We start from the raw sequence: 24,558 nt of genomic DNA, 5'->3' as shown, positions 1-24,558 counted from the left end.
CTAACGATATTTCTTAACTATTTTCCCAAACTTCTTCTCCACTTCGATTCCTGCACTCTTCAAAAACTGAATCGGCAGCTCACCTCCCGCAAATATGTAAACGCGATTATTCGGTATTTCTATGTCTTGGCGATCATCATTAAATGACATTGTCACGGTTTCATTTTTGATCTCCAGCACGTTAGAGTCGTACATCACTTCAATGTGACCATCGGCGATGGCGGCATCGATCTTTTCTCGGTTTTTGGGCTTGATCCGAGAAAATTGATCCTTACGGTAAGAAATGATCACGTCGTTATCGTCCATCAACAGCATGGCCGACTCAACAGCCGAATCACCTCCACCGACAACTAATACCTTTTCTCCTGAGATGCGCTCGGGCTCGAGCAAGCGGTAAGCCACTTTCGTCGACTCTTCGCCTGGGACATTCAGCTTGCGCGGTGAACCCCGACGACCTATGGCTATTAATACGTTTTGCGCGATGACTTCCTCGCCGTTGGCAATCTTTAATCTGAAATCCCCATTTTCTAAGGGTTCAACCTCCTCAACTTTTGCGTGCTCCTTTATGATGATGTTGTTCTCTTTCAGCACACCTTGCCATATTCCCAGCAATTCTTGTTTACTGGTATCGCGAAGTTTGATTTTGCCGTGTAATGGCAGATCCATTGGCTGGGTCATCACAACCTTATCACGAGGAAAGGTAAAAACGGTACCACCGAGTGAGTCTTGCTCGAGTACCTTAAAATTCAGTTTGTTCTTCTTTGCGCTAAGCGCCGCAGTGATACCGGCAGGCCCTGCGCCGATAATGGCTACGTCGAGAATACCTTCCTTTCCGACCTTTTTGCTTTTCATGATACTGTCGATGGCTTGCTTTCCTTGCTCGGCACTGTTCTTTATAAGCCCCATGCCTCCGAGTTCACCGGCGATATAAATACCGTGAACATTGGTCTCGTAGTTGGGCTTTACGTGAGGTAAGTCTACCCCGCGTTTCTCGGTGCCAATGCGCAGACTGATGGCTTCTACAGGGCAGGCGTGGAAACAAGCACCGTGGCCCACACAGCTTGTAGCATTGATGACGGTGGCAATACCGTTGACAATACCTAGAATATCTTTCTCGGGGCAGGCTTTTATGCAGGCGCCGCTGCCAATGCAAAGGTTTACATCGATGTAAGGGTGAAGTGATACGGGTTCAAACCGACCTTCTTCTTTGGCGGTAGCTACTTTTTCGGCTATGGCGCTTGACTTTTTCTTTTCGCTGCGGATGTAAAACACCACGGCAGCGATGCAGAAGAGCCCCGTAATTCCGTAAATCAGTATTTCTTCCCAGAGCACTCCCATCAGAAAATCCATTTGTAGCCTAGGGCTAGGGTTACAATGACGTGGACTATTACTACCACGAGCATTATTAGGGCAAAGGGTTTATGTGCTACGTGCCAATAGCCAAATAATTTCTGCATTTGGTTCAAGTTGCGAATCCTGCGGTTGAGCGTGCGCTCGTCTTTCATCACTTTTAAGACTTTTTTTCGCTGATCCCTCGCGGCGGATTTTTCGCTTAGCATTTTCTTGGCACCCTTGACTCTGGCATTGCCCTTTTCAGGAATCTTGAACAAGGCGTCCAACTCTTCTTGCGAAAACAATTCTGCCTTACGGAGACCTTTAACCATCTCAGCACGCATTTCCAAAAGTTGGTCGCGGCCGAGCTCTTTACCTTGAATATTGCGCGGGATCTGATTGTAAATGAACCGTCCGACAACGCCGCTGGCCACTACGGCCACCATACTCCAGAAAGCTATGCTCACAATCCCTCCAAACTTAAAGGAGGTGTGAAACAGCACTAATATTGGTCCTAGCGTGCAAAGGAAAATGTGGAATTCCAAGAGGTATTTGATACGGATAAATCGCTCCATGAAGCCATGGTTCTTTCGAGCAATGTAAATGACCACGCCGAAGAGAATCATTAATGTGCCCACTATGCCGAGGCAGTGGCCAAATGCTCCGGACGGTTTAAACCAATCGTACTGAGGGTGGTAAAAACGCTCCTCAATCGGTAATTCATAATAAGAATAGCCAACGTAAGACAAATACGCGGTCACCGCCACCACTATAGTAGCCATGGTGCCGATGTATATTCCGTGTACGGTTTTTGTCATTTAGTCTGGTCGGGTGAGTAATAGACAAGGGGAAGTTAGCCATTCAAAAGGAGCATGACACAATTATCAAACATGATTCTTATCAGTTTTTGACCCATTTGCATCGTCAAATATTTCGCGTAGAAATCATGAGTAAATGCCTGTTTTATAGGTGAAGGGAATAAATGAGCCTTTAACTAAATCAGCTAAATGTTGGATATACTTTTATCGGCTATCATATATTAACAACTACCTTTAAATATGCCTGCAAATCACGTTAACATAGAAGGCCTGAGCAGCAAGGAGGTCATTCACGCAAGGGAAAAATTTGGCTCCAATACATTAGATTACAAGAAAGAAAATACCTTCTTAGATACCGTGGTACGGATTGCCCGGGATCCGATGATCATTCTGTTGTTGGTGGCTGCGTCCATTTACTTTATCAGTGGTCAGGTAGGCGACGGAATTTTCCTGGTTGCTGCCATCGTTTTAATAGCTTCCATTTCACTGTATCAAGATTCCAGAAGCAAGAATGCACTGGAAAAGCTGAAAGAATACTCTCAGCCCAAGTGCAAAGTCATTCGAAACGGAGAAGAGGGAGAGATCAAAAGCGAAGATTTGGTGGTGGGCGACAGCCTGATGGTAGAGGAAGGGAAAGCAATTACTGCAGATGGTGTGATCGTTCACTCGAATGATTTTTCGGTAAACGAATCCATTCTCACGGGCGAATCGCTTTCCCTTTACAAGGATAAAACCAAGGAAGATAAATTCATTTACAGCGGCACAACTGTGAACAGTGGATTGGCCATTGCGACCATAACGGCTGTCGGCAATGAAACCAAGCTCGGGAAGATCGGAACGAGCTTGGAAGGCATCAGCGAAGAGAAAACACCTCTGGAAAAACAGATTGCCAACTTCGTGAAGAAGATGGCCATAGCAGGGGCGGTGGTCTTTGCCATTGTCTGGGCCATTAATTATTGGCAATCGCACGATGTGTTGAAAAGTCTACTGCAATCCCTCACCTTGGCCATGAGTATTCTTCCCGAAGAAATACCCGTGGCTTTTACCACATTTATGGCCTTGGGAGCTTGGCGCCTGATGAAAATGCGAATTGTGGTGAAGCAAATGAAAACGGTGGAGACCTTGGGAAGTGCAACCGTAATCTGCACCGACAAAACAGGAACAATTACGGAGAATAGAATGAGTTTGGCCAAGCTGTTTTTGCTTTCGGCAGATAAAATTTACCCGCCGAAAGATTCCCAATCCGAAGAAGAAAAAGAGCTCATCAAATTGGCGATGTGGGCCAGTGAGCCCATACCGTTTGACCCCATGGAAGTAGCCTTGCACCAAAGTTATAAGGAGGTTATTCAAGAGGACGAAAGACCCGATTATAAGATGGTTCACGAATACCCTTTAGGCGGTAAGCCTCCCATGATGACCCATGTTTTTGAAAACTCGGAAGGCGATAGGATTCTCGCCGCCAAAGGTGCTCCCGAAGCCTTGATCAATGCCTCGAATCTGACGGAAAGCGAAAAGCAAAAAGTACATGCAGCCATCGAAGTCTTGGCTACTGACGGTTACCGGGTGTTGGGAGTGGGGATGGCTGACTTCACAGGGAGCGACTACCCCGAAGAACAAGAGGATTTGCCTTTTAAATTCAAAGGCATTGTCGCTTTTTACGACCCGCCGAAAGAGAATATCCAAAAGGTCTTGGAAGACTTTTATACCGCGGGTATTGCTGTAAAGATTATCACAGGCGACAATGCAGCAACCACTACGTCTATCGCCAAACAAATTGAATTCAGAGGTTACGAGAAAAGCATTTCGGGTGACGAATTGATGGAGTTGAGTGAGGACGAATTAAAAACTTGTGTGATGGACACGGCAATTTTCACGCGGATGTTTCCGGATGCCAAATTGAAAATAATCAATGCCCTGAAGGCAAACCACCAAATTGTGGCCATGACGGGCGATGGCATGAATGACGGGCCCGCCTTAAAGGCTGCGCACATCGGCATTGCCATGGGACAGAAAGGAACGGAGATAGCCAAGCAAGCGGCCTCCTTGATTTTATTGGAAGATGATTTGTCCAAAATGGTCGATGCCGTTGGGATGGGGCGAAAGATTTACACCAATCTGAAAAAAGCCATTCAATACATCATATCCATTCACATCCCGATCATCTTGACGGTGTTTATTCCGCTGGCCTTGGGTTTGATTTACTCCAATATATTTTCACCCATTCATATTATATTTTTAGAATTAATTATGGGTCCTACCTGTTCCATTATTTATGAAAATGAACCGATGGAACCCAACACAATGTCGAAAAAACCCAAACCGTTGACCAATACTTTTTTCAATTGGAAGGAGCTATCGGTAAGTATCGTGCAAGGATTGGTAATCACCGCAGGAACGCTTTTTGTTTACCAATATGCCGTGATGAATGGTTATGGAGAGGCGCTCACGAGGACGATGACTTTTTCGGTGCTGATCGCGGCTAATATCTTTCTAACCCTGATCAACCGATCTTTTTACTATTCCATACTCACCACTTTGAAGTACAAGAACAATATGGTTTTGTACATCATTCTGATCACCGTGGCTATCGTGGGATTGATTCTCTACATCAAACCGCTGACTTCATTTTTTGAATTTGAAGGCTTGGATTTATTCCAATTGGGAATCTGTGTAGGAATTGGGTTTGTTTCAGTAATCTGGTTTGAAGTGGTAAAAGTGATTAAGAGAATGAATAAACCATTGAGTGATACGTAATCAATGAAAAAGCATATCTTCAACATTTATAAGTATTATTTTTGAAAACGGATCGTTTGCATCTTGTTTTGACGATTTATTAGCCATTTCATATGGCGGTATTTTAGATGCTAAACCGAAGAAGTCAATTTCGACTGATTTGTTTTACTTTTCCCATCCAAGAAACGGCAATTTATGGCAAGGAAGAAATTAAGCTTTTTAGACAAAAATCTCACGCTGTGGATCTTTGTGGCCATGGCCATCGGAGTGGGGATCGGTTACTTCATTCCTAGTTTTCCCGATACGATCAATTCCATGAGCAAGGGAACGACGAATATCCCCATTGCCATTGGTTTGATAATGATGATGTACCCTCCTTTGGCAAAGGTGAACTATGCGCTGTTGCCCAAAGTGTTTAAAAACACCAAGATTCTTTCTATTTCGCTCGTCCTGAATTGGATTATCGGCCCGGTTTTAATGTTTCTGCTGGCCATCACCTTTTTGCGGGATTACCCCGAGTACATGGTCGGACTTATTTTGATCGGTTTGGCGCGGTGCATTGCCATGGTTTTGGTTTGGAATGACTTGGCTGAAGGAAGCAGCGAATACGGGGCTGGCTTGGTGGCCCTCAATAGTATTTTTCAAGTCTTTGCTTATAGCTTTTACGCCTGGATTTTCATCACTATTCTACCGCCATACTTCGGCTTCGAAGGGGCTATCGTAGATATTTCCATTGCCACCATTGCCGAAAGTGTGGCCATTTACTTGGGTATTCCATTCTTGATGGGGATTTTAAGCCGTTTGATTTTGGTCAAACTAAAAGGGGAGGAGTGGTACAACAACAAATTCATCCCGACCATTTCGCCGTTGACCTTGATGGCTCTCTTGTTTACCATCGTGGTGATGTTTTCACTGAAGGGAGAGTTGATTGTCGAAATTCCATTGGATGTCGCGATCATCGCGGTTCCATTGCTGATCTATTTCACCCTGATGTTCCTCATCGGCTTTTTCATTACCAGAGCCATGGGCGCGTCTTACGACAAGACGGCTTCGGTGGCCTTTACCGCGGCGGGCAATAACTTCGAATTGGCAATAGCCGTGGCCATCGCGGTTTTCGGATTGAATTCGGGCCAAGCCTTTGCCGGAGTTATCGGTCCTTTGGTTGAGGTCCCCGCTTTGATTTTACTGGTTAGGGTTTCCTTTTGGTTGAGGAAGAAGTATTTTGTTGGTGTGGTGGATTGAAGGAATTGTAAAAAAATACACAAATAGTAATGAATACTTCCTTGGGAAAGGGATTCGATATGTCCGTACTAGACTCATCTTCAGAATTTTTCCGATTATTGTCTAACCAGCAGATTAAAAATCTTCGAATGGAATGAAAGAAACCATAAAGCCATGGATCGAACGTGGGTATAAAGTGTTTGCCTATGGTGGCCCTCAGGATTTGAAAGTAGAAGCATTAAGCAAAGATGTAGGCAAGAATAAGTCTTCCTTTTACCACCACTTTGCTGATACGGAGGTCTTCGTGACCATGTTGCTGGAAGAGCACTTGCGGCAGAACTACCTTATTGCCGAGAAGGAAGCACAGTGCGAATCGTTGGAGGAGTTGATTGATGTCATCGTAGAACACAGGGTGGACTTGTTATTTAGCCGTCAATTGCGAATTCACCGAGAGAACAAAGAGTTTGCACAATGCTTCCAAAAATCAAATGAGATCACCGCCGAAGCAATAGCGGGAGTGTGGGCTGCATCTTTGGGATTGACCGATCAATCTTATCTGGCGGGACTGGTTCTCAAACTCAGCTTGGAGAATTTCTTTCTTCAGATTACCGACGAAACGCTGAACAAAAAATGGCTTCAGAATTATTTCAACGAGATCAAGGCCTTGATCGCTGCATTTAAAAGCGGAGTTGCAATCCCCAAATTGGACGGTAGCGTCTAAAATTCACCACTGAGCCTGTCTATCATTGTATCGAAAAATCGAAGCAATGGTAGAGTCAACCACAGAGATACCGAAGTACAGAACCCAAGTATTTCATAAATTCTGGCTGAAGATAACTGCCATTGTGGTGGGTTCTTTTGGCCCCGTTTTCTTTTTGGGTACGATGGTCGAAACAATCGAGCCTCCGAGATTTACCCTTGACCTCTTGAGTTGGCCAATCGATGGAAACATCACCTACGCCTCTCCCGATACGCGTTTTCTTTCCGCCCTTTCAGGAGGCTTCCTATTTGGTTGGGGTGTTCTGATCTGGTGTTTATCCTCGATGGTTTACGACAAGGCTCCCGACTTTGTAAGAAAGAGCGTGCTTATTGGTCTTTTTGCCTGGTTTATTCTGGATAGCTCGGGATCAATTGCCTCAGGAAACCCTTCCAATGCCTTGTTCAATCTCATCATTTTATTGATGGCCGTTGGCCCTATGTGGCTTCCTGCCAAAGACTAAACTAAATCTTGCGCTATGTCTATCGAAACAAAGAACCAAACACCACTTAAAGTCCTTCTTGCACTTTTAACTTTTGGCGTACTTGTTTACACAGTCATTGCCATTCAAAACGACGGGACAGACTTTTTTAACAAAGCCGTTGACTTTGTGACCTCCCTTACTTGGATGGGGCAATTTGCCCTTGACTTCAGTGCTTACCTCTTGCTATCGGCACTTTGGATTATGTGGAGAGGAAAGTTTTCAGTTGGATCAATCGCATTCGGATTGGTGGCGATGGTCATGGGAATCGTCGTTTTTGCTCCTTATTTGATTTACTTAATCGCAATAGAGAAAGGTGATTTGAAGAGAGTACTTTGTGGGTCAAATCTTACAGAATACACTTAATCCTTTTCCGGTAACCTAGTCTAATGTCAAATCAGGACACAAAACTTTTGACCAAGTGGTAAACCTCCTTTTCAAAAATGGCATATGTGCTGCCATTAAAAACCACTTATCATGAGTACAAAAAAACAAATACCTGCAACGTCCACTGCTCATGCAAAAGAGCAGAGCTTATTTCCTTAGTATACTTTCTCACCAAGACTCTTTATTTTGAAGTTTATTAGCATATTGCAGACTGACCCGAATCAATACTAAACTACTAATGAACATTCAAACCATATTTAAGAATAATGAGGACTGGGTGAAGCAGAAGCTAAGCCTTGACCCTAAATACTTTTCAGACCTCTCAAAAGGACAAAATCCCGAGATCCTATACATAGGTTGTTCAGATAGCCGCGTAACGGCAGAAGAACTCATGGGCGGGCAGCCGGGTGATGTATTCGTGCATAGAAACATTGCCAACCTGGTTCCCAACACTGACCTCAGCGCGATGTCCGTCATCGAATATGCCGTGGGAACGCTGGAGGTGAAGCACATTGTGGTATGTGGCCATTACTATTGTGGTGGAGTGAAGGCAGCCATGCAAGCGGCGGATTTGGGATTGCTAAACTCCTGGTTGAGAAACATACGCGACGTGTATCGTATTCACAAAACCGAGCTGAATGCCATAGCTGATGAAGAGCAAAAGTACAAGAGGCTAGTTGAACTCAATGTGCAGGAACAGTGCATCAATGTTTTAAAAACAGCCAAAGTGCAAAAGGCCTATATCGATAGGGGATTGACTGTTCACGGCTGGGTATTTGATATCCACTCGGGCAAATTGGTTGATTTGAAAATCAACTTTCGCGAGATTCTTTCCGAGATTCAAGAAATCTACCGCCTGAGTTGATCACCTTCGAAAGGTCGAAGTGTTTGTTTCATTCTGTTTTTCTCCAACAATCAACCGCTTTAATCATCAATCATGGCCGCAACCACTCGAGTACTTAGGGTAGCCGAATTCAATCCCAAAATAAGAACGTACCAATTCATTATGGTGGCGTTCCTTCTTACTATCTCATTTATTGGTATCCCTTTACTCATTTTTTGGTTCTTGGGCTTTGGTCAATATTATTCGCGCAGGCACTACAAAGGCCTTATGTGTCAATTGACTGATAGAAATTTGGAGTTCAAAAAAGGTGTGTTGTTTAGGGTAGAAAAGACGATTCCTCTTGAGAATATTCAAGACCTTACTTTCATTGACAATCCTATATTGCGTTGGTTAGACCTGCGCATACTCAAAATAGAAACAGCCGGCCAGAGCAATCCGCAGGGTAGTGATATGAAGCTAGTGGGTATCATTGATACCAATGATTTTAAAGAAGCTGTTTTGGAACAGCGAGAAGTTATTCGCGCTGAAAAGAATTATGGTCATCAGCCTGCACAATCAGACAGTAATGAGCTTATGGATGTTCTCAAAGACATCAAGGGATTGCTCGAGGAGATTAAGAATAAATAGAGATGAATAGGAAGGTGAATAAATCGTTAGCTCTATTTGTTTTAGCCATAATACTTTTTGGCTGTAAAGGCGAAAATGAAAATAAGGCCGATTCTGTCAATGGCCTTGGAGCTTTTATGGGGATGATCAAGACCTCCACTCCCAAACTCCTCAACCCGGATTTAATTGCGAGTCCCCTTGATGAATACAATGGAACGTTCTCTCCTGACGGCGATGAGTTTTATTTTACTACTTATTCTCCTGGTTTGGGAATTATTTCCTACACCGAAATGGATGAATCAGGTAATTGGTCGCAACCAAGAGTGGCAGAATTTTCCGGAGAATACTCTGAATACGATCCACTCTTTTCGCCTGACGGCAATCGACTTTATTTCTCCTCTGAAAGGCCTATCTCCAGTGGCGCTGAAGAGGGAAAGACCAATATCTGGTACATCGAACGAACTGATTCTTCATGGAGTGCGCCAAATCTCGTTTGGCTCGACTCAAGGAGTACATATTACAGTTCAATGACTAGCAATGGATTGATGTACTTCAATATTTGGGATACAGGCGATATGTACAAAGCCATACCCAATAAGAATGAACATGACGTAGTTCTTTTGGATAGCCTTTTGAATACGAGCAATGGAGAAGGAGATCCATTCATTTCTCCGGATGAAAGCTACCTGATTTACCGAGGGTACAATAATTCGCTTGGGCGGGGTGACTTGTACATTAGTTTTAATATTGACGGTGAGTGGACGGCGCCTGAGAATTTGGGCGCGCCGATCAACTCCGACGCACATGAGATGTGTCCTTATGTTACTACGGACGGAGATTTTTTCATTTTCGCCAGTGCCAGGATGAGTCGCGAATTTGAATCAAGTTCAGGAGCGGGACTAGCTGAAGTCCGCGAAAAATTCAATTCGTATGACAACGGACAATTGAATATCTTTTATATGTCCGCTGATTTCATCGATGAGATGAGAAAGAAGTATCAGTAAGTGCATAACTGCCAACTCTCTTTGACATTTTCGGCCGCGCGCGATGTCCGGAAATGGAGTCTTATATTTGACTCTGCCATTCTTAATCAACCGTTTTAGATGATCACCCGCAAAAGGTCTCGAGTTTGTCCGATGGTGCTGTTGAGTTCTGTTGTTCTGATTTTTTGCTTTTTGGCAAATTCTATGGCATTAGCTCAAGGCTCAACCATTGCAGCTATTGAGCAGGAACAAAAGCACCTTTACGGCCTAGACAAGCTGAAAGCGCTGAATACACTGGCGCAATACTACTTTGATTTGGATGAATCCAAGGCATACAAATATGCCAAGCAGGCAGCGCCACTTGGCGATCAAATTTTTGTAGAAAGCAATACCGTCGTCGATCAAAATCAGCGCTATGAACAAGTGAGCGCTCACTTGCTTCTGGGGAAAATTTTATACCGTCGAGAGGATTTTTTCGATTCTCGAGAAAGTCTCCTCAAGGCGAAATCCATTGCCATCGAAATCAATCATATGGCTTATAAAAATGAAGCAGATGATTATTTAATCCAAATTCAAGAATTAATTGACTCGGGTGAAATTAAGGAATCGCTCTTTTCCAAAACGTTTGGGGATATAAAAGTGGGCCGAGTGATCGACTATACAGCTAATAATATAGCCATTCAGACTGAAGTCAAAAAAGCCGAACTCAAAGAGAACAAAGGGGATTATCAAGGAGCCATTGACAACTACAAGCAGGTAATCAACCTACTCAGAAACGAAGGCGATTCGGAAAGAATCAAACTCTTTCAACTCAAAATAGCCGCCCTTTTAGATTCATTGGACGAGCACGTGGAAGCTCAAAAATTCTTGAACGATGCCATTCTGGAAATCGAGATTCAAGATCAATTCGATTCAAGTCAAAAGGCGTCCGTATCCACACTAAGTACAATGGATTCGGAGACGATTTCTGAAGATAGCCTTAATGCTATGCGCCAAAGTAGGTCAGAACTCAAAAGGATGGCTGGTGAACTTACTTCCAAAGAGCAGTACGATGAGGCTCTTATATACGAAAAGATGTACCACGAGCTTTCTCGAAAAATTGAAACGGATAGTCTGAAACTAGAGGTCGAGAAAACCAAGACAAATAATGAAATAATCCTCCTGAAGCAGCAAAAGCGTATAGCTGATCTCAATGTAAATGAGATTGAGCGGGAAAAAGAGAAGCAAAAGCGTTTTAAAAATATCTTATTGATGATCGCACTACTGATTTTCGGAAGCGCCGTCGTGATTTACTATTTCTACTCTGCTAAGCGAAAGGAGCACCAAAAATTGACAATCACATACAATGAGTTGGACCATACGAAGAGCAAGTTGGTCTCTGCTGAAAAAAAGATCACCAATCTTTTAAAAGAGCAACTTTCAGGTGATATCGCTACAGAGCTCATGCAGCACGGTACTGATGGAGTGGGGAAGAAGCGCTTCGTATGCATCATGTTCTTGGATATCCGAGGCTTTACGCCTATAGCCGAAAAGATGAGTCCCGAGAAGCTTATCAGTTTTCAGAATACTGTTTTCGGTCCCATGATCGAAGCCGTCGAGCAGAATCACGGGAACATCAATCAGCTGCTGGGCGATGGCTTTATGGCCACTTTCGGTGCTCCGATATCTCATGGCAATGATTGCCAAAATGCCCTTCTCACTGCCAAGCAGATTCTCACTGATTTGGCCGATAGAATTAAAAAGGGACTCATCCCGGAAATTAAAATCGGGATTGGGCTCCATGCGGGTGATGTAGTTACAGGTAATGTTGGAAGTAAAACCAGAAGGCAGTACTCCGTTACGGGAAACCCTGTTATCATCGCCAGTCGAGTAGAGCAGCTTAACAAAGAGTACGGCAGTCAGCTCATTTTCACCGAAGAGGTTTACACCCAATTAGAGAGTTTTAAAGTTCCTGAGGAGGGATTTGCTGAAGTCTTTGTCAAGGGTAGATCCGAACCAATCAAAATTTTGAAGTTTAAAAGTGCAGATGAGATGGTTTAGTAAAGAGAACGGTATAATTAAGCTTGGAAAAAGAGTTTAGGGTTAATTGAGATTCATGAAAAAAGAAGTCAAAGTATTCTTTGTCGCATTCTTCGTTTCAGGTGGTCTTTAGGCTGCACTGATGTCTATTTGGAAGTTCCGGGATGTGGGAGAGTTCTCGCTAGGTGAGTTTTTGTTGACCTTCTTACTTTGGGGAATGTTTCAGGGTTTTTTGTTCGTCTGGATATTTAGAAGAAGAGGTAAAATGGACTTGAACCAAAAGGACGAAGAAAAAATTGAACCGAAATAGTCATTGGCTAGTGCCGATATTTAAGTCATTCCTAATTGCAAATTCTTAATTCTTAATTGAACATTCTGAATTGCTAATTCCTAATTGTACATTGTTCATTCATCACTGATATCTGAATAATGTCCAAGTATATTTTATCCCTAGATCAAGGAACCACCAGCTCTCGAGCCATTGTGGTAGATCACTCCGGAGAAATTGTCGCAATAGCCCAAAAGGAGTTTAAACAATACTTTCCTCAATCGGGTTGGGTAGAACACGATCCTGTTGAAATCTGGTCATCTCAAAAATCAGTGGTCACAGAGGCCACGGCAAAATTGGGAATAGACATTTCCGACATTGCTGCTATTGGAATAACAAATCAAAGGGAAACGACTGTTCTTTGGGATCGGAAAACTGGCAAACCCGTTCACAACGCCATAGTATGGCAAGATCGGCGTACATCCGAATTCTGCGATGAGCTTCGCGACAGAGGCCACGCCGAATTGATTCAGTCAAAAACGGGATTGGTGATCGATTCCTATTTCTCAGGTACCAAGCTCAAGTGGATACTTGACAACGTGAAAGGAGCTCGCGAAAGAGCCGAAGCAGGGGAGTTGGCTTTCGGTACTGTTGACTCCTGGCTGATTTGGAAGCTCACCAAGGGAAAGCTGCACATCACTGATGTGTCGAATGCCAGCCGTACCATGCTTTACAACATTCATACATTACAATGGGATGATGAGCTGTTGGAACTTCTGGACATTCCCAACAGTCTACTTCCTGTGGTGAAGTCAAGCAGTGAAGTTTATGGCGACAGCAGCTTTGGAATACCCATTGCCGGTATAGCCGGCGATCAACAAGCTAGCCTTTTCGGGCAAATGGCATTGGATCCGGGAATGGTCAAAAACACATACGGCACAGGCTGCTTCCTGATGGCCAATACCGGCGAAAAACCTGTTGCTTCCAAAAACAACTTATTGACGACCATCGCCTGGCAAATAGGCGGAAAGACTATTTATGCCCTGGAAGGCAGCATTTTTATCGCAGGGGCAGTAGTGCAGTGGATGCGTGATGAAATGGACTTTATCCGAACTTCGGAAGACATTGAGAAGCTCGCGAAATCCGTCCCCGACAATGGTGGGGTGTTTATGGTGCCTGCTTTTGCAGGACTGGGCGCTCCGCACTGGAATCAGTATGCTCGAGGAATCATCGCGGGAATATCCAGAGGAACGAAAAAGGGCCATATTGCGAGAGCAGCTCTGGAAGCCATTTGTTACCAATCAAAAGACGTAATGGAAGCGATGCAAGGTGATGCTGAGATTCCCATAAAAGAAGTTAGAGTGGATGGTGGCGCAGCCGTAAATGATGCCTTGATGCAATTTCAAGCGGATATTCTCGACATTAATGTGGTGAGACCACAAATGCACGAAACAACTGCACTAGGGGCCGCGTATTTAGCAGGTTTAGCAGTAAACTTCTGGACGCTCAACGAGCTTAAGAGCCAATGGCAAGAAGATAAAGTATTTAAACCAAATATGGACGTGAGCGAACGCAAGGCAAAATATTCCAGATGGCTAAAGGCTGTGGAGTTATCAAAGGACTGGCTTTAAACAGATCATAAACGGAGACGAAGATGAAGAGAGAAGAGATGATCAAACAACTCGGTGCTCACCAAGGTAAGTCTTGGGATGTGTTGGTTATTGGTGGTGGTGCCTCAGGATTGGGAGCAGCACTAGAGGCAGCGAGCCGCGGATTTAAAACTCTTTTGCTTGAACAAGCTGATTTTGCCAAAGGCACCTCTAGTCGCAGCACCAAGTTGATACACGGAGGTGTGCGTTACTTGGCTCAAGGCGATATTGCACTCGTTTTTGAAGCCCTCCATGAACGAGGTTTGCTGATGAAAAATGCTCCTCACTTGGTCAGCAACCAAACTTTCGTCATTCCCAATTACGATTGGTGGGAAGGCCCATACTACACCCTCGGCTTAAAGGTCTACGATATGATGGCGGGAAAGCTCGGTCTCGGTCCATCAGTGAGCATCAGCAAAGAAGAAACCAAGAAGGCCATTCCCAATATAAGAGAAGAAGGACTGAGAGGAGGAGTGATTTACCAAGATGGTCAATTTGACGATTCACGATTAGCCATCAACCTGGCCCAGACCATAGCAGATTTGGAAGGGACTGTTTTGAATCACATGAAAGTAACGGGTTTGCTCAAAAATGCGGAAATTGTCAATGGAGTGACCGCTGTAGACCAAGAAACGCGTCAAGAGTATAGTGTTGAGGCAAAAGTGGTTATTAATGCAACGGGGGTTTTCGTTGATGATATTCTGCGAATGGACGATGCCCAATCTCGCAAAACCATCGTTCCTAGTCAGGGTGTTCATATCGTATTGGAAAAAGAATTTTTACAGGGTGACTCTGCCATCCTTATCCCCAAAACTGATGATGGGCGAGTACTCTTTGCCGTGCCGTGGTGTGGAAAAGTAGTGGTCGGAACCACCGATACCATGGTGAAAGAGCCGTCCCTGGAGCCAAGAGCATTCGATGAAGAAGTTGAGTTTATTCTCAAAACGGCCGGTGATTATTTGACTAGGGTACCCTCTCGAAAAGATGTGCTCTCGGTATTTGCCGGCTTGAGGCCTTTAGCAGCTCCAAAGGAAGATAGCGCCAAAACCAAGGAGATTTCTCGGGGACATAAGATCATTGTTTCCCTATCGGGTTTAATCACCATGACAGGAGGAAAATGGACGACTTATCGAAAAATGGGAGAGGATGCTATTGACCAGGCCATCATCGTGGCAGATCTGGATGAGAGGAGTTCGTCGACCAAATTTATGCCCATTCATGGTCACGATGAAGAAATTGTCGATGGCGAACAATTGCGCTTTTACGGAAGTGATCGACATAAAATTCTTAAGCTGATTGAAAAAGACCCGTCGTTGGGAGAAAAGCTTCATCCCAAACTGGACTTTATCAAGGCAGAGGTGGTTTGGGCGGTGCGTGAAGAAATGGCTCATACCATTGAGGACGTTTTGGCTAGAAGAGTTAGAGCACTATTCCTAGATGCTCGAGCCAGCATGGAAATGGCCGAAGAAGTTGCAGAACTCATGGCCCCTCACTTGGGTTGGGACGAGCAGAGAATTATCAAAGAAATTGTGAAGTATAAGTCACTTGCCGAGGGGTATGTTCTCTGATCTCCATCAATGACCTTAAGCGTAAGCCGATCTTTTTTCCCATATTCACCAGCTAAATGACAGCCTATCTATTCGAATTTATCGGTACTGCCATTCTGATTCTTTTTGGGAATGGCGTAGTGGCCAACCTGGTGCTGAAAGGTACTAAAGGATCTGATCTGGGCTGGGTAGGAATAGCTACAGCTTGGGGTATCGCAGTCTTTGTAGCGGTTTATGTCAGCGCAGGAAAAAGTGGAGCACATATCAATCCTGCTGTAACCATTGGATTGGCCACGGCTGGAAAATTTGATTGGCAATTGGTACCAGGTTATATGCTTGCTCAAGTTCTGGGAGCTATGTTTGGAAACACCCTGGTATGGTTGACCTACAAAAAGCAATATGACGCCACGGAAGATCAAGAAGCTTTGAGGGCCACCTTTTGCACTTCACCAGCAATCCGCAATCCGTTTTGGAATTTTGCTACGGAGTTCATCGGGACGTTTGCTTTGGTTTTCGGTGTGTTTTTTATCGCAGGAGGAAACTTCTCAGGTGAAGCAGTTTCACTGGGATCATTGGATGCATTGCCGGTCGCACTATTGGTAGTTGGTATTGGCTTCAGCCTGGGCGGACCTACAGGCTACGCTATCAATCCCGCTCGTGATTTCGGTCCGCGCATCATGCACGCCATACTTCCTCTAAAGAATAAGGGAAAAAGCGATTGGTCATACTCCTGGATTCCGATTATTGCTCCGCTCACAGGAGGTGTTTTAGCAGCTTTGGCCTATGCGTTCGTAGAAGCCATATAAGCTGCTAAGGTCTAATGTTATCAAGTCTTTCTTAAAGTTTTACAAACGGTTTACATCCTTTTACAGGGATTCGAATCTTTCGCAATTCATCTGCGATACATTTGGTTCAAACATTAAACAAGACGAATATGAAAAAGCATCTTCTCATTATTAGTACACTCGCATTTGCGGCAGGATTAACTGCTTTTGGATTTATAAAAGACAACGAATTGAACCAAAAGGTGGTAGAAAGTCCTTGCGAACCCATTGAAGAATCGGTAAAATCTGTCTCGAAAGCTTCCTGTCAAGCTGTATTTTCATCTACCAATTCCATCACCGAAATCACAAAGCCCAAAACATTAACCGATTTCTTCTACGACTTCGGTACTAGATTCAACCCCATTACCAAAGAAGATTTATCAAAGGCCAGAAATGTCTCAGATTTCATTGATAGAAAAGAGATTAAACTATACGACGGTGTTGGTTCGACAACTTTAATAATAATTGAGGATGATGTTCAAACGGAGGATAGATTTTATGGAGAGGGTGAGAAATTATCGAAAGAGCAATTGAAAATAATGAAGTCCATGGATTACTCTTCTCATTTTTTGCTAAGAGCAGAATTGAAGACAGATGACAAGGAAATGATTGCAAGAGAAGAAAATATTTATCGCCCGCATATGACTATTGTTCCAAAAATACAGGCATCGTATGAGGGAGGAAAAGATGGTTTACTGTCCTATATAAGACAAGAGAATGAAAAGAATATTTACAATCTAGACGAAAAGAAATTGCAACTGGCAAAGCTTTCATTCACCGTAACTAAGGATGGAATTGTTGAAGATGCATTACTTGACCGAACGTCTGGTTATTCAAGAATTGATGAAGCCATCATCAGCTTGGTAAGTAACCTTCCGGGAAAATGGGAGCCGGCTGAAAACGCCAATGGTGAAAAGATTGATCAGGTATTGGTATTATCTTTTGGAATGGTGGGTTGTTAAAAACACATTCAGCTCGAGATTACAAAGGCTTCCATACTGCAATATGGAAGCCTTTGTCTGTTTTGATTCATATGAATTAACCATTTCTGGCAAACGGACTAATCATAAACCAATAAACATAGGATTACCATAAAACTTTAACAATCCTATACATGTCATAAACACGACAAAGCTTTTCGTGTTATTCGTTGGTACATGGGCTATCTTTCGGCTCGCGAAAAACTTGTAACGAATGAAAATATCTACTTTGGCTTCTGCCATTATTGCAGCCGTATTGTCGTTAAGTGCTGTTGGTCAAAACGATAATATCGAAAAAATCTCAAGACAACTTCAAACTGTTTATCCTGATCTGAAAGCTTCAGATGTTATTGGATTATATGTCGACGCGAGTCATGTATCCTCGACAAGCGGTGTTGAGCATGTTTATTTGAACCAAACGATAAATGGAATTCGAATTAAGAATTCTACGATTAATGCGGCTTTTAATGTTGATAACGAATTGGTTAACCTAGTTGGGAAGCCAATAGGCAATATTGCTTCAAGAGCTGAGAGTTCACAACCAAGTATTTCATTAGCACAGGCTATTGAAAGCACCGTGGCGAAGTTGGGAATCCAAGGTTCTGTTTCTGTTCAACAGTTGGATGGAACTAATTATTCTACAGTAATCGATGCCGGCAATTATCTCCACGAAACAACGGCTGAATTGGTTTACTGGTATACCAATGAAGAAGAGTTAAAGCTGGTATGGAACTTTAATGTTGACCTGCCTGACGAGACTCATTGGTTTGATTTTATGATTAGCGCCCAAACGGGAGAAGAGTTAGAACGAATTGATTGGCAAGTATCATGTACACATAATGGAAGTCATTCTCATGATGTTAATGGGTGCAACAACTTTGAAGATGAGAATACGCTTACCACCGTGAAAAGAACCACTTTGGATGGTTCAGTGTACAACGTATTTCCATTTCCGGTGGAAAGCCCGAATCACGGTAGTAGAGAATTATTGTCTGAGCCCGCAGAGTCAATAGCTTCGCCATTTGGATGGCATGATAATGATGGAATTCCTGGAGGAGATTTTACCATCACCAGAGGGAATAATGTACACGCTTATGAAGATGCATCTGATATTAATTCAGGGCAAAGTGCTGATGGAGGAGATGAGTTGAATTTTGATTTTCCATTGAATATTTCGAACAATCCTGATACATATCAAGATGCCGCTATTACCAATCTGTTTTACGCAAACAATGTCATTCACGACATTTTGTATGCATATGGTTTTGATGAAGCTTCGGGAAACTTCCAAGATAATAATTATGGAAATGGCGGGAATTCAAACGATGAAGTTCGAGCAGAAGCTCAAGATGGGGGAGGAACTAACAATGCCAATATGGCAACGCCTGGAGATGGCTCCAATCCTCGCATGCAAATGTACTTATGGAACACGGGAACAGCTTCGGGAAGTTTCACAGTAAATGCGCCTTCTTCTATTGCGGCTACATATCCTTCATCTGCCGCAGCAACTTTTGGTCCTGCCTTTCCCGCTGAAGGGCTAACCGGAAATTTGATCTTAGTAGAAGATGCCGATAATCCGATTAATAATGGTTGCTCGGAAATCACAAACCCCGACGCAGTCAATGGCAACATTGCTATTCTATATCGAGGTGGGTGCAGTTTCGTAGAAAAAGCAATATTTGCCCAAGAGGCAGGTGCAACAGCCATGATCATTATTAATAATGTGTTGGGAGAGGATCCATTCACACCAGGTGGTACTTCTGATGAAGTAACCATTCCTTCTTTGATGGTCTCGTTTGAGGTAGCTGAAATCCTGTTAGATGCTCTCGATGAAGGCGAAGAGGTAAATGTTACTCTGGAAGACTCCGATGGAAGCACACAGAAAGACGGAAGCTTTGATAACGGGATTATCGTACACGAATATGTTCACGGTCTGTCTAATAGACTGACGGGAGGTGGAAATAATTCCGGTTGTTTATTTGGTGATGAGCAAATGGGAGAAGGTTGGAGCGACTACTACGCCATCATGTTGACAATGGATTTGAGTGTGGATAATCCTGTCTACAGACCAATGGGAACTTTCGCTAGTGGAGACCCTATCGATGGAAATGGAATTCGACCTGTACCTTATGACACTTCTTTCGCTGTAAACGCTTTCACGTATGCTTCGGTACCTAACCAAGGTTTGACTATTCCTCACGGAGTAGGATTTGTGTGGTGTACCATGCTTTGGGACATGACTTGGGATCTCATAGACGTTTACGGTTATGACCCTGATTTAATTAATGGAACGGCCGGTAACAACATCGCCTTAAACTTGGTGACAGAAGGTATGAAATTACAGCCTTGCGGCCCCGGGTTTGTAGATGGTAGAGATGCTATTCTGTTGGCTGATGAACTTCTTTACGATGGTGCTAACCAATGCCTTATTTGGAATGCATTTGCTAAAAGAGGTCTTGGCTTTAGCGCAGATCAGGGCTCTGCTCAGAGCCGCACAGACGGAACAGCGGCTTTCGATGTACCACCAATTTGCCAAGAAGTATTTGTTCCGCCAACGGCTGCTTTCTCTGTTTCTTCTGAAACAGTTTGTACGGGAATTGTAGAGTTCTTCGACGAAAGTACGGATATACCACAGTCTTGGTTTTGGGATTTTGGCGATGGCAATTCCAGTGAAGAACAAAACCCAATACACCAGTACGAGGAACAAGGTTCTTACTCAGTTTCACTAACCGTTACCAATACCTTGGGTGAAGATGAAATTTTGCAATCTAATTTGATCAACTACACATTTCCTGAAGAACCAGAAGCTTTCGGAGCTTCAGGTTGCGCCGGAGAGACTGTAGAATTAACGTCGTCATCTCCCGATGGAAATCAAATCAGATGGTTGAATGCTGACTTAGAGCAGGTAGGACTGGGTGATAGTTTTGAGGCAACTATCGGGTCGGAAAATGAATCGTATTTCGCTCAAAATTACTCTGAGTTGCCACTTCTCGACTTTGTCGGCCCCGACGATAATGATTTTGGAACAGGAGGGAATCACGGTTCTGCCTTTGTAGGTACGATCATATTCGAAGTGTTCGAACCAATAACCATAGAATCGGCATTGGTTTACAGCGGCGGAGTTGGAAGCAGACCGATATCACTATTTGAGGGTGCTTCAAATGAAGGTGCGCCAATTCAAACATTGAGTGTCGATGTAGATTTTACAGGAGAGGGAAGAATAGATTTAGGTTTTGTAATTGATGAGCCTGGTATTTACAGCATGGGGCTTGATCAAGCAGATCTATACCGAAATGATGCAGGTGCCAACTATCCGTATGATATTGATGGTGTAATGTCCATCATTGGCAGTCCTGCGGGTCCTGATTTTTATTACTATTTCTACGATGTTGAAGTTTCTACCAATGGCTGTGTTAGCGATTTAGTAGAAGTTGTCGCAGAAGTTACGGGAGAAGCGACTTTCAGCTTTGAAGAGAGTGATTTGTCGATTACGTTTGTTGATGAGTCAGCAGATGCGACTTCTTGGTCATGGGATTTTGGAGATGGAAACTCATCTGATGAGCAAAATCCTACCCATACCTATCAAAACGCGGGAACTTACATGGTCACTCTTACCATAAATGATGGCTGTTCAATGACAATGGAGATATCTGTCGGTACAAACTCAACGAGTGATATCGGTGCTGCAAAAGGTTTTGCAGTTTACCCGAATCCTTCATCAGGAATGGTATTCTTGGACAATCAGGAATTTGGTAGCGATCGCTTAACGTTGCGTCTGCATGACGTGAGTGGAAAGGAAGTCATAAACAGAGATTTTGTCGGGGAGCGAATTGAATTAAACCTTGAAGGGTTGAATTCAGGCCTATACTTTATTTCTGTTAGCGAAAGAGGGGAGAACAACATTCTCTTCCGAGATAAGCTGACTATTGCAGAATAGTCTTATTTTTCCCCTATGAAAAACCAAATTTCCAAAGCTTTTGGGGTGTTCGTCTTTATGATGTGCACCCCTTTTTTTTCAATGGCAGCGCATATCACGGGTGGTGATTTTACCGTAAGGCATATTGAAGGAAACACATTTGAAGCAACCTTGACTCTTTACCGAGACTGTGCCTCGGGTGGTGCCGATTTTGACCCTGTTGTGGAGATTACTGTCTTCGACGCATTAACAAATGAGCATCTCACTGCTTTGGATTTTGTTTTTGACGGGTTTGAAACAGTCGTTCCTGAACTTGGTAATTCTTGTTTTGTACCTGACGTTTGTTTAGAAATCGGGATTTATCAAACTCAATTTGAATTGCCCGACAATCCGAATGGATATTACCTATCGAAGGAGAGATGTTGCAGAAATAATCTCAGTTTGAATCTTGATGGAAATGATCTTGGTTTTGTATTCACAGTAGATGTTCCCGACCCTGTATTGCAAAACTCAACTCCCGAATTCGGAGAGTATCCTTCAGAAGCTTACCTCTGCGTAAATGGTGAAAACATTATTGACTTTGGAGCTACAGACACCGATGGTGATTCTTTGGTTTACTCATTTACTGAGCCATTCAATGGAGAGTCGAGCTTTTTTGCGCCGAACCCGCCCGTTGCGAGTTCAAAGCCATATTCTACCATATTTTGGGCTCCGGGTTTTTCTACCGATGACCAAGTCGGGGGTGCAACACCAATTACCATAAACCCTGAGACCGGCTTAATTATCGCTCAACCTGATCAGGTCGGTGTATTTACAGTTGCAGTTCAGGTTCAGGAATTTCGAGATGGAGTGTTAATCGGTACCGTGAGAAGAGAGCTGCAGCTCACATCAACTGTTTGTGTTCTAGACTTACCGTCTGTAATTAACACCCCGAATGGTGATACCATTTTTGATGTCTTAGCCAATACGGAAATTTGTGTACCAATCGTTGTTACCGATCCAAATCTAGGAGACACTTTGTTCCTGCAAGGAGAGGGGAGTATCCTCGATGGTACAGTAATTCCTCAGGCCAATTTCCCTGATGCAAATGGCTTTTCTACTATCGAGCAAGACTTCTGTTGGTCCCCTGTTTGTGAAAACCTGCAGGACGATCTTTATATGGTCACACTCACGGCTTTTTCCCTTGGATGCGCAAACGAGGTATTAATTACAGAGCAAAACATCTATTTCAACGTCATTTTGGAGGATGATGAGTCTACCTTGCTCGAAGAGCCACTGGAAGGTGAAGTGACCATAGATCTTTATGATCCCTCCACTCACTGCTTCAACTTTGTCTTTGTTGACCCCAACGAAGCCGATACATTAATTGTCAATCCTAGCTCAGAGATTTTTGATTTATCAAATGTGACGGAACTGGAACCTGAAATTGATCAAAGTGACGTTACACTGCCTTTTTGCTGGAACGTGATATGCGAAGATGTCAGTGACGAACCTTATTTTATTGATTTTGAAGTAATCGCCACCAACTGTGAAGTTCAGGACACGGTTAATTTTTCAGTTCCTATTGAAGTCGTTGTCCCTCCCGATGAGCCCGCCACATTTGTTCAACCCTTTGACACGATTTTCTGGGAGTTTTACTCTACGGATACCTTCTGTATGCCCGTCACTTTTGTTGACCCCAATTTCTTTGATACACTCGAGGTGACGGCGACATCTGAGATTTTCAACCTTCCTGACAACCCTGCTTCACTTGATACGCTTGAAGGGCTGATACAGCTTAACGGAAACTTGTGCTGGGCTCCGAAATGCTCAGATGTTCGACCTGAGCCTTACCTGATCAATTTCACAGGGACGTCTGAAAGCTGTAAGACCAACGAAGTCGTTGAGAAGACAGTGGTGCTTTATCTTAGCCTACCTCCTGAGTCCCCACCTGTATTCGAGCTGCCGCTTTTTGGATTCGAAGTGGATCATAGCGTGGGTGATGAGCCAATTGATTTCAGTGTGTCAGTAACAGATGTAAATCCATACGATACATTGACTTTAACGGCTCAAGGGTCTGTCTTCACAGAGGTCACTAATTTGGCATTGTTTGAGGGTTTTTTGGTAAACACTGAAGCCGTATTTGGTCAATTCACTTGGGTGCCAGATTGTCCCGATGTAGAGGTTGATCCTTACTTGGTTACTTTTACCGTAGTGTCTAGTAGTTGTCAGAAGTCCGTTACCAGAACGTTTGAAGTCCCTATATCCGTGACAACACCTACTATGGGCATCATCGAACCCATTCAAAATATTTATACGCCAAACGGCGATGGACTCAACGATGTTTGGACCATTGAAAATAAAGACGATCCATGTCTTCTCAATTTCAATAGCGTAGTATATGATCGTTGGGGGAAAGAAGTTTTTCAGACCAATGATCCCGCATTTATCTGGGAAGGGGATTATGGAAATGGAAATGATGCCGGTGAGGGTCAATATTTCCACACCATAGAGTTTTTCTACAAAGATTCGGGTCAGAGCTACAATGGTACAATTACCCTTAGTCGATAAAAACAGCCTATCGGTAGAATGAAACAATATATCGGGCGAGCCGTAAGATGCTCAGAGCAACTAAGTCTCTCCCTTTAGCATCATATTTTTGATGCTTACCATCATGGATAGCGCGACAGGTATTTCATATTTGTCGCGTTTTTCATTTATTGCCTCTCTCTTTGAGTCTTGTCCATGTTTCAGTTCTGCCCAGGAGCCCGAATGAATCCAAGCTTCCGCGAAGGTTGAGTGTATCGTGATCCTCCATCTCCATAGATCCGTGATACGTCTTTCCAATTTCTGCATCGTAAACCGTTCCGTCTACCCATTCGTCCTCTTCAAAAACAAAACCACTAACTACCTCCATTTCGAGAATGGGCTCCCCATTAGGGTCGGTAATGGGTTTACCGTTTTCGTCATATGGCTCTTCTAGCCATGTTACTCGCCCAAAGTACTTTCCGTCCTTTTTGAAGATGCGCACATAAGCATCTTTGTCTTGAACCAACCAAAGACCTAAAACATCATCCGCACTTTGAGCGAATAGGGTAGAGAAAGCAAAGGCAAAAACGAGACTCAATAATGATTTCATCGTGAGAAAAAGTTGTTAAGATTTTAGATCACAAAATTAACTCGGTGAATTTAAATCGAGGATGTTTTACTATAT

18 protein-coding genes are annotated in these 24,558 nt (G+C 43.5%); 15 read left to right on the top strand and 3 right to left on the bottom strand.

Annotated features, from left to right (window positions below):
• Positions 1–1,350, bottom strand: a complete 1,350-nt coding sequence (locus O3Q51_06650) for an NAD(P)-binding domain-containing protein (GenBank protein ID MCZ4408479.1) — start codon at positions 1,348–1,350, stop codon at positions 1–3.
• Positions 1,338–2,150 (bottom strand): hypothetical protein, encoded by an 813-nt coding sequence (locus O3Q51_06645; protein ID MCZ4408478.1) that lies wholly within the window; start codon positions 2,148–2,150, stop codon positions 1,338–1,340. Before O3Q51_06645 ends, O3Q51_06650 begins: the two co-directional genes overlap by 13 nt.
• 240 nt (positions 2,151–2,390) lie before the next feature.
• On the opposite strand from O3Q51_06645, the gene O3Q51_06640 reads away from it, so the two are divergent.
• The 15 genes from O3Q51_06640 (at position 2,391) to O3Q51_06570 (ending at position 23,915) form a co-directional block, all read left to right on the top strand.
• Complete coding sequence (locus O3Q51_06640; protein MCZ4408477.1) at positions 2,391–4,904, top strand: cation-translocating P-type ATPase; 2,514 nt, start codon at positions 2,391–2,393, stop codon at positions 4,902–4,904.
• Positions 4,905–5,078: 174 nt separating this feature from the next.
• On the top strand, positions 5,079–6,125 hold the full coding sequence (gene arsB, locus O3Q51_06635) for an ACR3 family arsenite efflux transporter (protein MCZ4408476.1): 1,047 nt from the start codon (positions 5,079–5,081) through the stop codon (positions 6,123–6,125).
• A gap of 133 nt (positions 6,126–6,258) precedes the next feature.
• Positions 6,259–6,825, top strand: coding sequence for a TetR/AcrR family transcriptional regulator (locus O3Q51_06630; GenBank protein ID MCZ4408475.1), 567 nt, complete (start codon positions 6,259–6,261; stop codon positions 6,823–6,825).
• Positions 6,826–6,871: 46 nt separating this feature from the next.
• Positions 6,872–7,324, top strand: coding sequence for a hypothetical protein (locus O3Q51_06625; protein ID MCZ4408474.1), 453 nt, complete (start codon positions 6,872–6,874; stop codon positions 7,322–7,324).
• Positions 7,325–7,339: 15 nt separating this feature from the next.
• Positions 7,340–7,708, top strand: coding sequence for a hypothetical protein (locus O3Q51_06620; protein MCZ4408473.1), 369 nt, complete (start codon positions 7,340–7,342; stop codon positions 7,706–7,708).
• A 259-nt stretch (positions 7,709–7,967) separates the two neighbouring features.
• Positions 7,968–8,594 carry a carbonic anhydrase gene (locus O3Q51_06615; GenBank protein ID MCZ4408472.1) on the top strand — a complete coding sequence of 209 codons (627 nt, stop codon included), beginning with the start codon at positions 7,968–7,970 and terminating at the stop codon, positions 8,592–8,594.
• A 72-nt stretch (positions 8,595–8,666) separates the two neighbouring features.
• Complete coding sequence (locus O3Q51_06610) at positions 8,667–9,200, top strand: PH domain-containing protein (protein MCZ4408471.1); 534 nt, start codon at positions 8,667–8,669, stop codon at positions 9,198–9,200.
• Positions 9,201–9,202: 2 nt separating this feature from the next.
• The gene (locus tag O3Q51_06605) at positions 9,203–10,183 is read left to right on the top strand and encodes a hypothetical protein (GenBank protein ID MCZ4408470.1); all 981 of its coding nucleotides are present in this window, start codon (positions 9,203–9,205) and stop codon (positions 10,181–10,183) included.
• A 183-nt stretch (positions 10,184–10,366) separates the two neighbouring features.
• Positions 10,367–12,202, top strand: coding sequence for a hypothetical protein (locus tag O3Q51_06600; GenBank protein MCZ4408469.1), 1,836 nt, complete (start codon positions 10,367–10,369; stop codon positions 12,200–12,202).
• Positions 12,203–12,610: 408 nt separating this feature from the next.
• Entirely contained in the window at positions 12,611–14,080 is a 1,470-nt protein-coding gene (gene glpK / locus O3Q51_06595; GenBank protein ID MCZ4408468.1) for a glycerol kinase GlpK, read from the top strand.
• A 23-nt stretch (positions 14,081–14,103) separates the two neighbouring features.
• On the top strand, positions 14,104–15,666 hold the full coding sequence (locus O3Q51_06590; protein ID MCZ4408467.1) for a glycerol-3-phosphate dehydrogenase/oxidase: 1,563 nt from the start codon (positions 14,104–14,106) through the stop codon (positions 15,664–15,666).
• Between the two features lie 56 nt (positions 15,667–15,722).
• Complete coding sequence (locus O3Q51_06585) at positions 15,723–16,451, top strand: aquaporin family protein (GenBank protein ID MCZ4408466.1); 729 nt, start codon at positions 15,723–15,725, stop codon at positions 16,449–16,451.
• A gap of 128 nt (positions 16,452–16,579) precedes the next feature.
• Positions 16,580–17,431: a hypothetical protein gene (locus O3Q51_06580; GenBank protein ID MCZ4408465.1), complete on the top strand. Its 852-nt coding sequence runs from the start codon at positions 16,580–16,582 to the stop codon at positions 17,429–17,431.
• Between the two features lie 232 nt (positions 17,432–17,663).
• On the top strand, positions 17,664–21,386 hold the full coding sequence (locus tag O3Q51_06575) for a T9SS-dependent M36 family metallopeptidase (GenBank protein MCZ4408464.1): 3,723 nt from the start codon (positions 17,664–17,666) through the stop codon (positions 21,384–21,386).
• 15 nt (positions 21,387–21,401) lie between these two features.
• Complete coding sequence (locus tag O3Q51_06570) at positions 21,402–23,915, top strand: gliding motility-associated C-terminal domain-containing protein (GenBank protein MCZ4408463.1); 2,514 nt, start codon at positions 21,402–21,404, stop codon at positions 23,913–23,915.
• A gap of 142 nt (positions 23,916–24,057) precedes the next feature.
• Here O3Q51_06570 and O3Q51_06565 read toward each other — a convergent pair whose 3' ends face one another.
• Positions 24,058–24,483 (bottom strand): DUF2147 domain-containing protein, encoded by a 426-nt coding sequence (locus O3Q51_06565; protein ID MCZ4408462.1) that lies wholly within the window; start codon positions 24,481–24,483, stop codon positions 24,058–24,060.
• Positions 24,484–24,558 lie beyond the last annotated feature (75 nt).

Source organism: Cryomorphaceae bacterium 1068, from assembly GCA_027214385.1.
Classification (GTDB): Bacteria; Bacteroidota; Bacteroidia; order Flavobacteriales_D; family Cryomorphaceae; genus JAKVAV01.
Note: the sequence above shows the minus strand (reverse complement) of the source record. Positions and strands in the feature narration are given on the sequence as shown.

Coding starts and splice junctions, on each gene's coding strand:
- O3Q51_06605 (MCZ4408470.1), top strand. CDS start 9,203: ATGAATAGGAAGGTGAATAAATCGTTAGCTCTATTTGTTTTAGCCATA.
- O3Q51_06620 (MCZ4408473.1), top strand. CDS start 7,340: ATGTCTATCGAAACAAAGAACCAAACACCACTTAAAGTCCTTCTTGCA.
- O3Q51_06640 (MCZ4408477.1), top strand. CDS start 2,391: ATGCCTGCAAATCACGTTAACATAGAAGGCCTGAGCAGCAAGGAGGTC.
- glpK (MCZ4408468.1), top strand. CDS start 12,611: ATGTCCAAGTATATTTTATCCCTAGATCAAGGAACCACCAGCTCTCGA.
- O3Q51_06570 (MCZ4408463.1), top strand. CDS start 21,402: ATGAAAAACCAAATTTCCAAAGCTTTTGGGGTGTTCGTCTTTATGATG.
- O3Q51_06575 (MCZ4408464.1), top strand. CDS start 17,664: ATGAAAATATCTACTTTGGCTTCTGCCATTATTGCAGCCGTATTGTCG.
- O3Q51_06645 (MCZ4408478.1), bottom strand. CDS start 2,150: ATGACAAAAACCGTACACGGAATATACATCGGCACCATGGCTACTATA.
- O3Q51_06630 (MCZ4408475.1), top strand. CDS start 6,259: ATGAAAGAAACCATAAAGCCATGGATCGAACGTGGGTATAAAGTGTTT.
- O3Q51_06600 (MCZ4408469.1), top strand. CDS start 10,367: ATGGCATTAGCTCAAGGCTCAACCATTGCAGCTATTGAGCAGGAACAA.
- arsB (MCZ4408476.1), top strand. CDS start 5,079: ATGGCAAGGAAGAAATTAAGCTTTTTAGACAAAAATCTCACGCTGTGG.
- O3Q51_06650 (MCZ4408479.1), bottom strand. CDS start 1,350: ATGGATTTTCTGATGGGAGTGCTCTGGGAAGAAATACTGATTTACGGA.
- O3Q51_06580 (MCZ4408465.1), top strand. CDS start 16,580: ATGAAAAAGCATCTTCTCATTATTAGTACACTCGCATTTGCGGCAGGA.
- O3Q51_06590 (MCZ4408467.1), top strand. CDS start 14,104: ATGAAGAGAGAAGAGATGATCAAACAACTCGGTGCTCACCAAGGTAAG.
- O3Q51_06625 (MCZ4408474.1), top strand. CDS start 6,872: ATGGTAGAGTCAACCACAGAGATACCGAAGTACAGAACCCAAGTATTT.
- O3Q51_06610 (MCZ4408471.1), top strand. CDS start 8,667: ATGGCCGCAACCACTCGAGTACTTAGGGTAGCCGAATTCAATCCCAAA.
- O3Q51_06585 (MCZ4408466.1), top strand. CDS start 15,723: ATGACAGCCTATCTATTCGAATTTATCGGTACTGCCATTCTGATTCTT.
- O3Q51_06565 (MCZ4408462.1), bottom strand. CDS start 24,483: ATGAAATCATTATTGAGTCTCGTTTTTGCCTTTGCTTTCTCTACCCTA.
- O3Q51_06615 (MCZ4408472.1), top strand. CDS start 7,968: ATGAACATTCAAACCATATTTAAGAATAATGAGGACTGGGTGAAGCAG.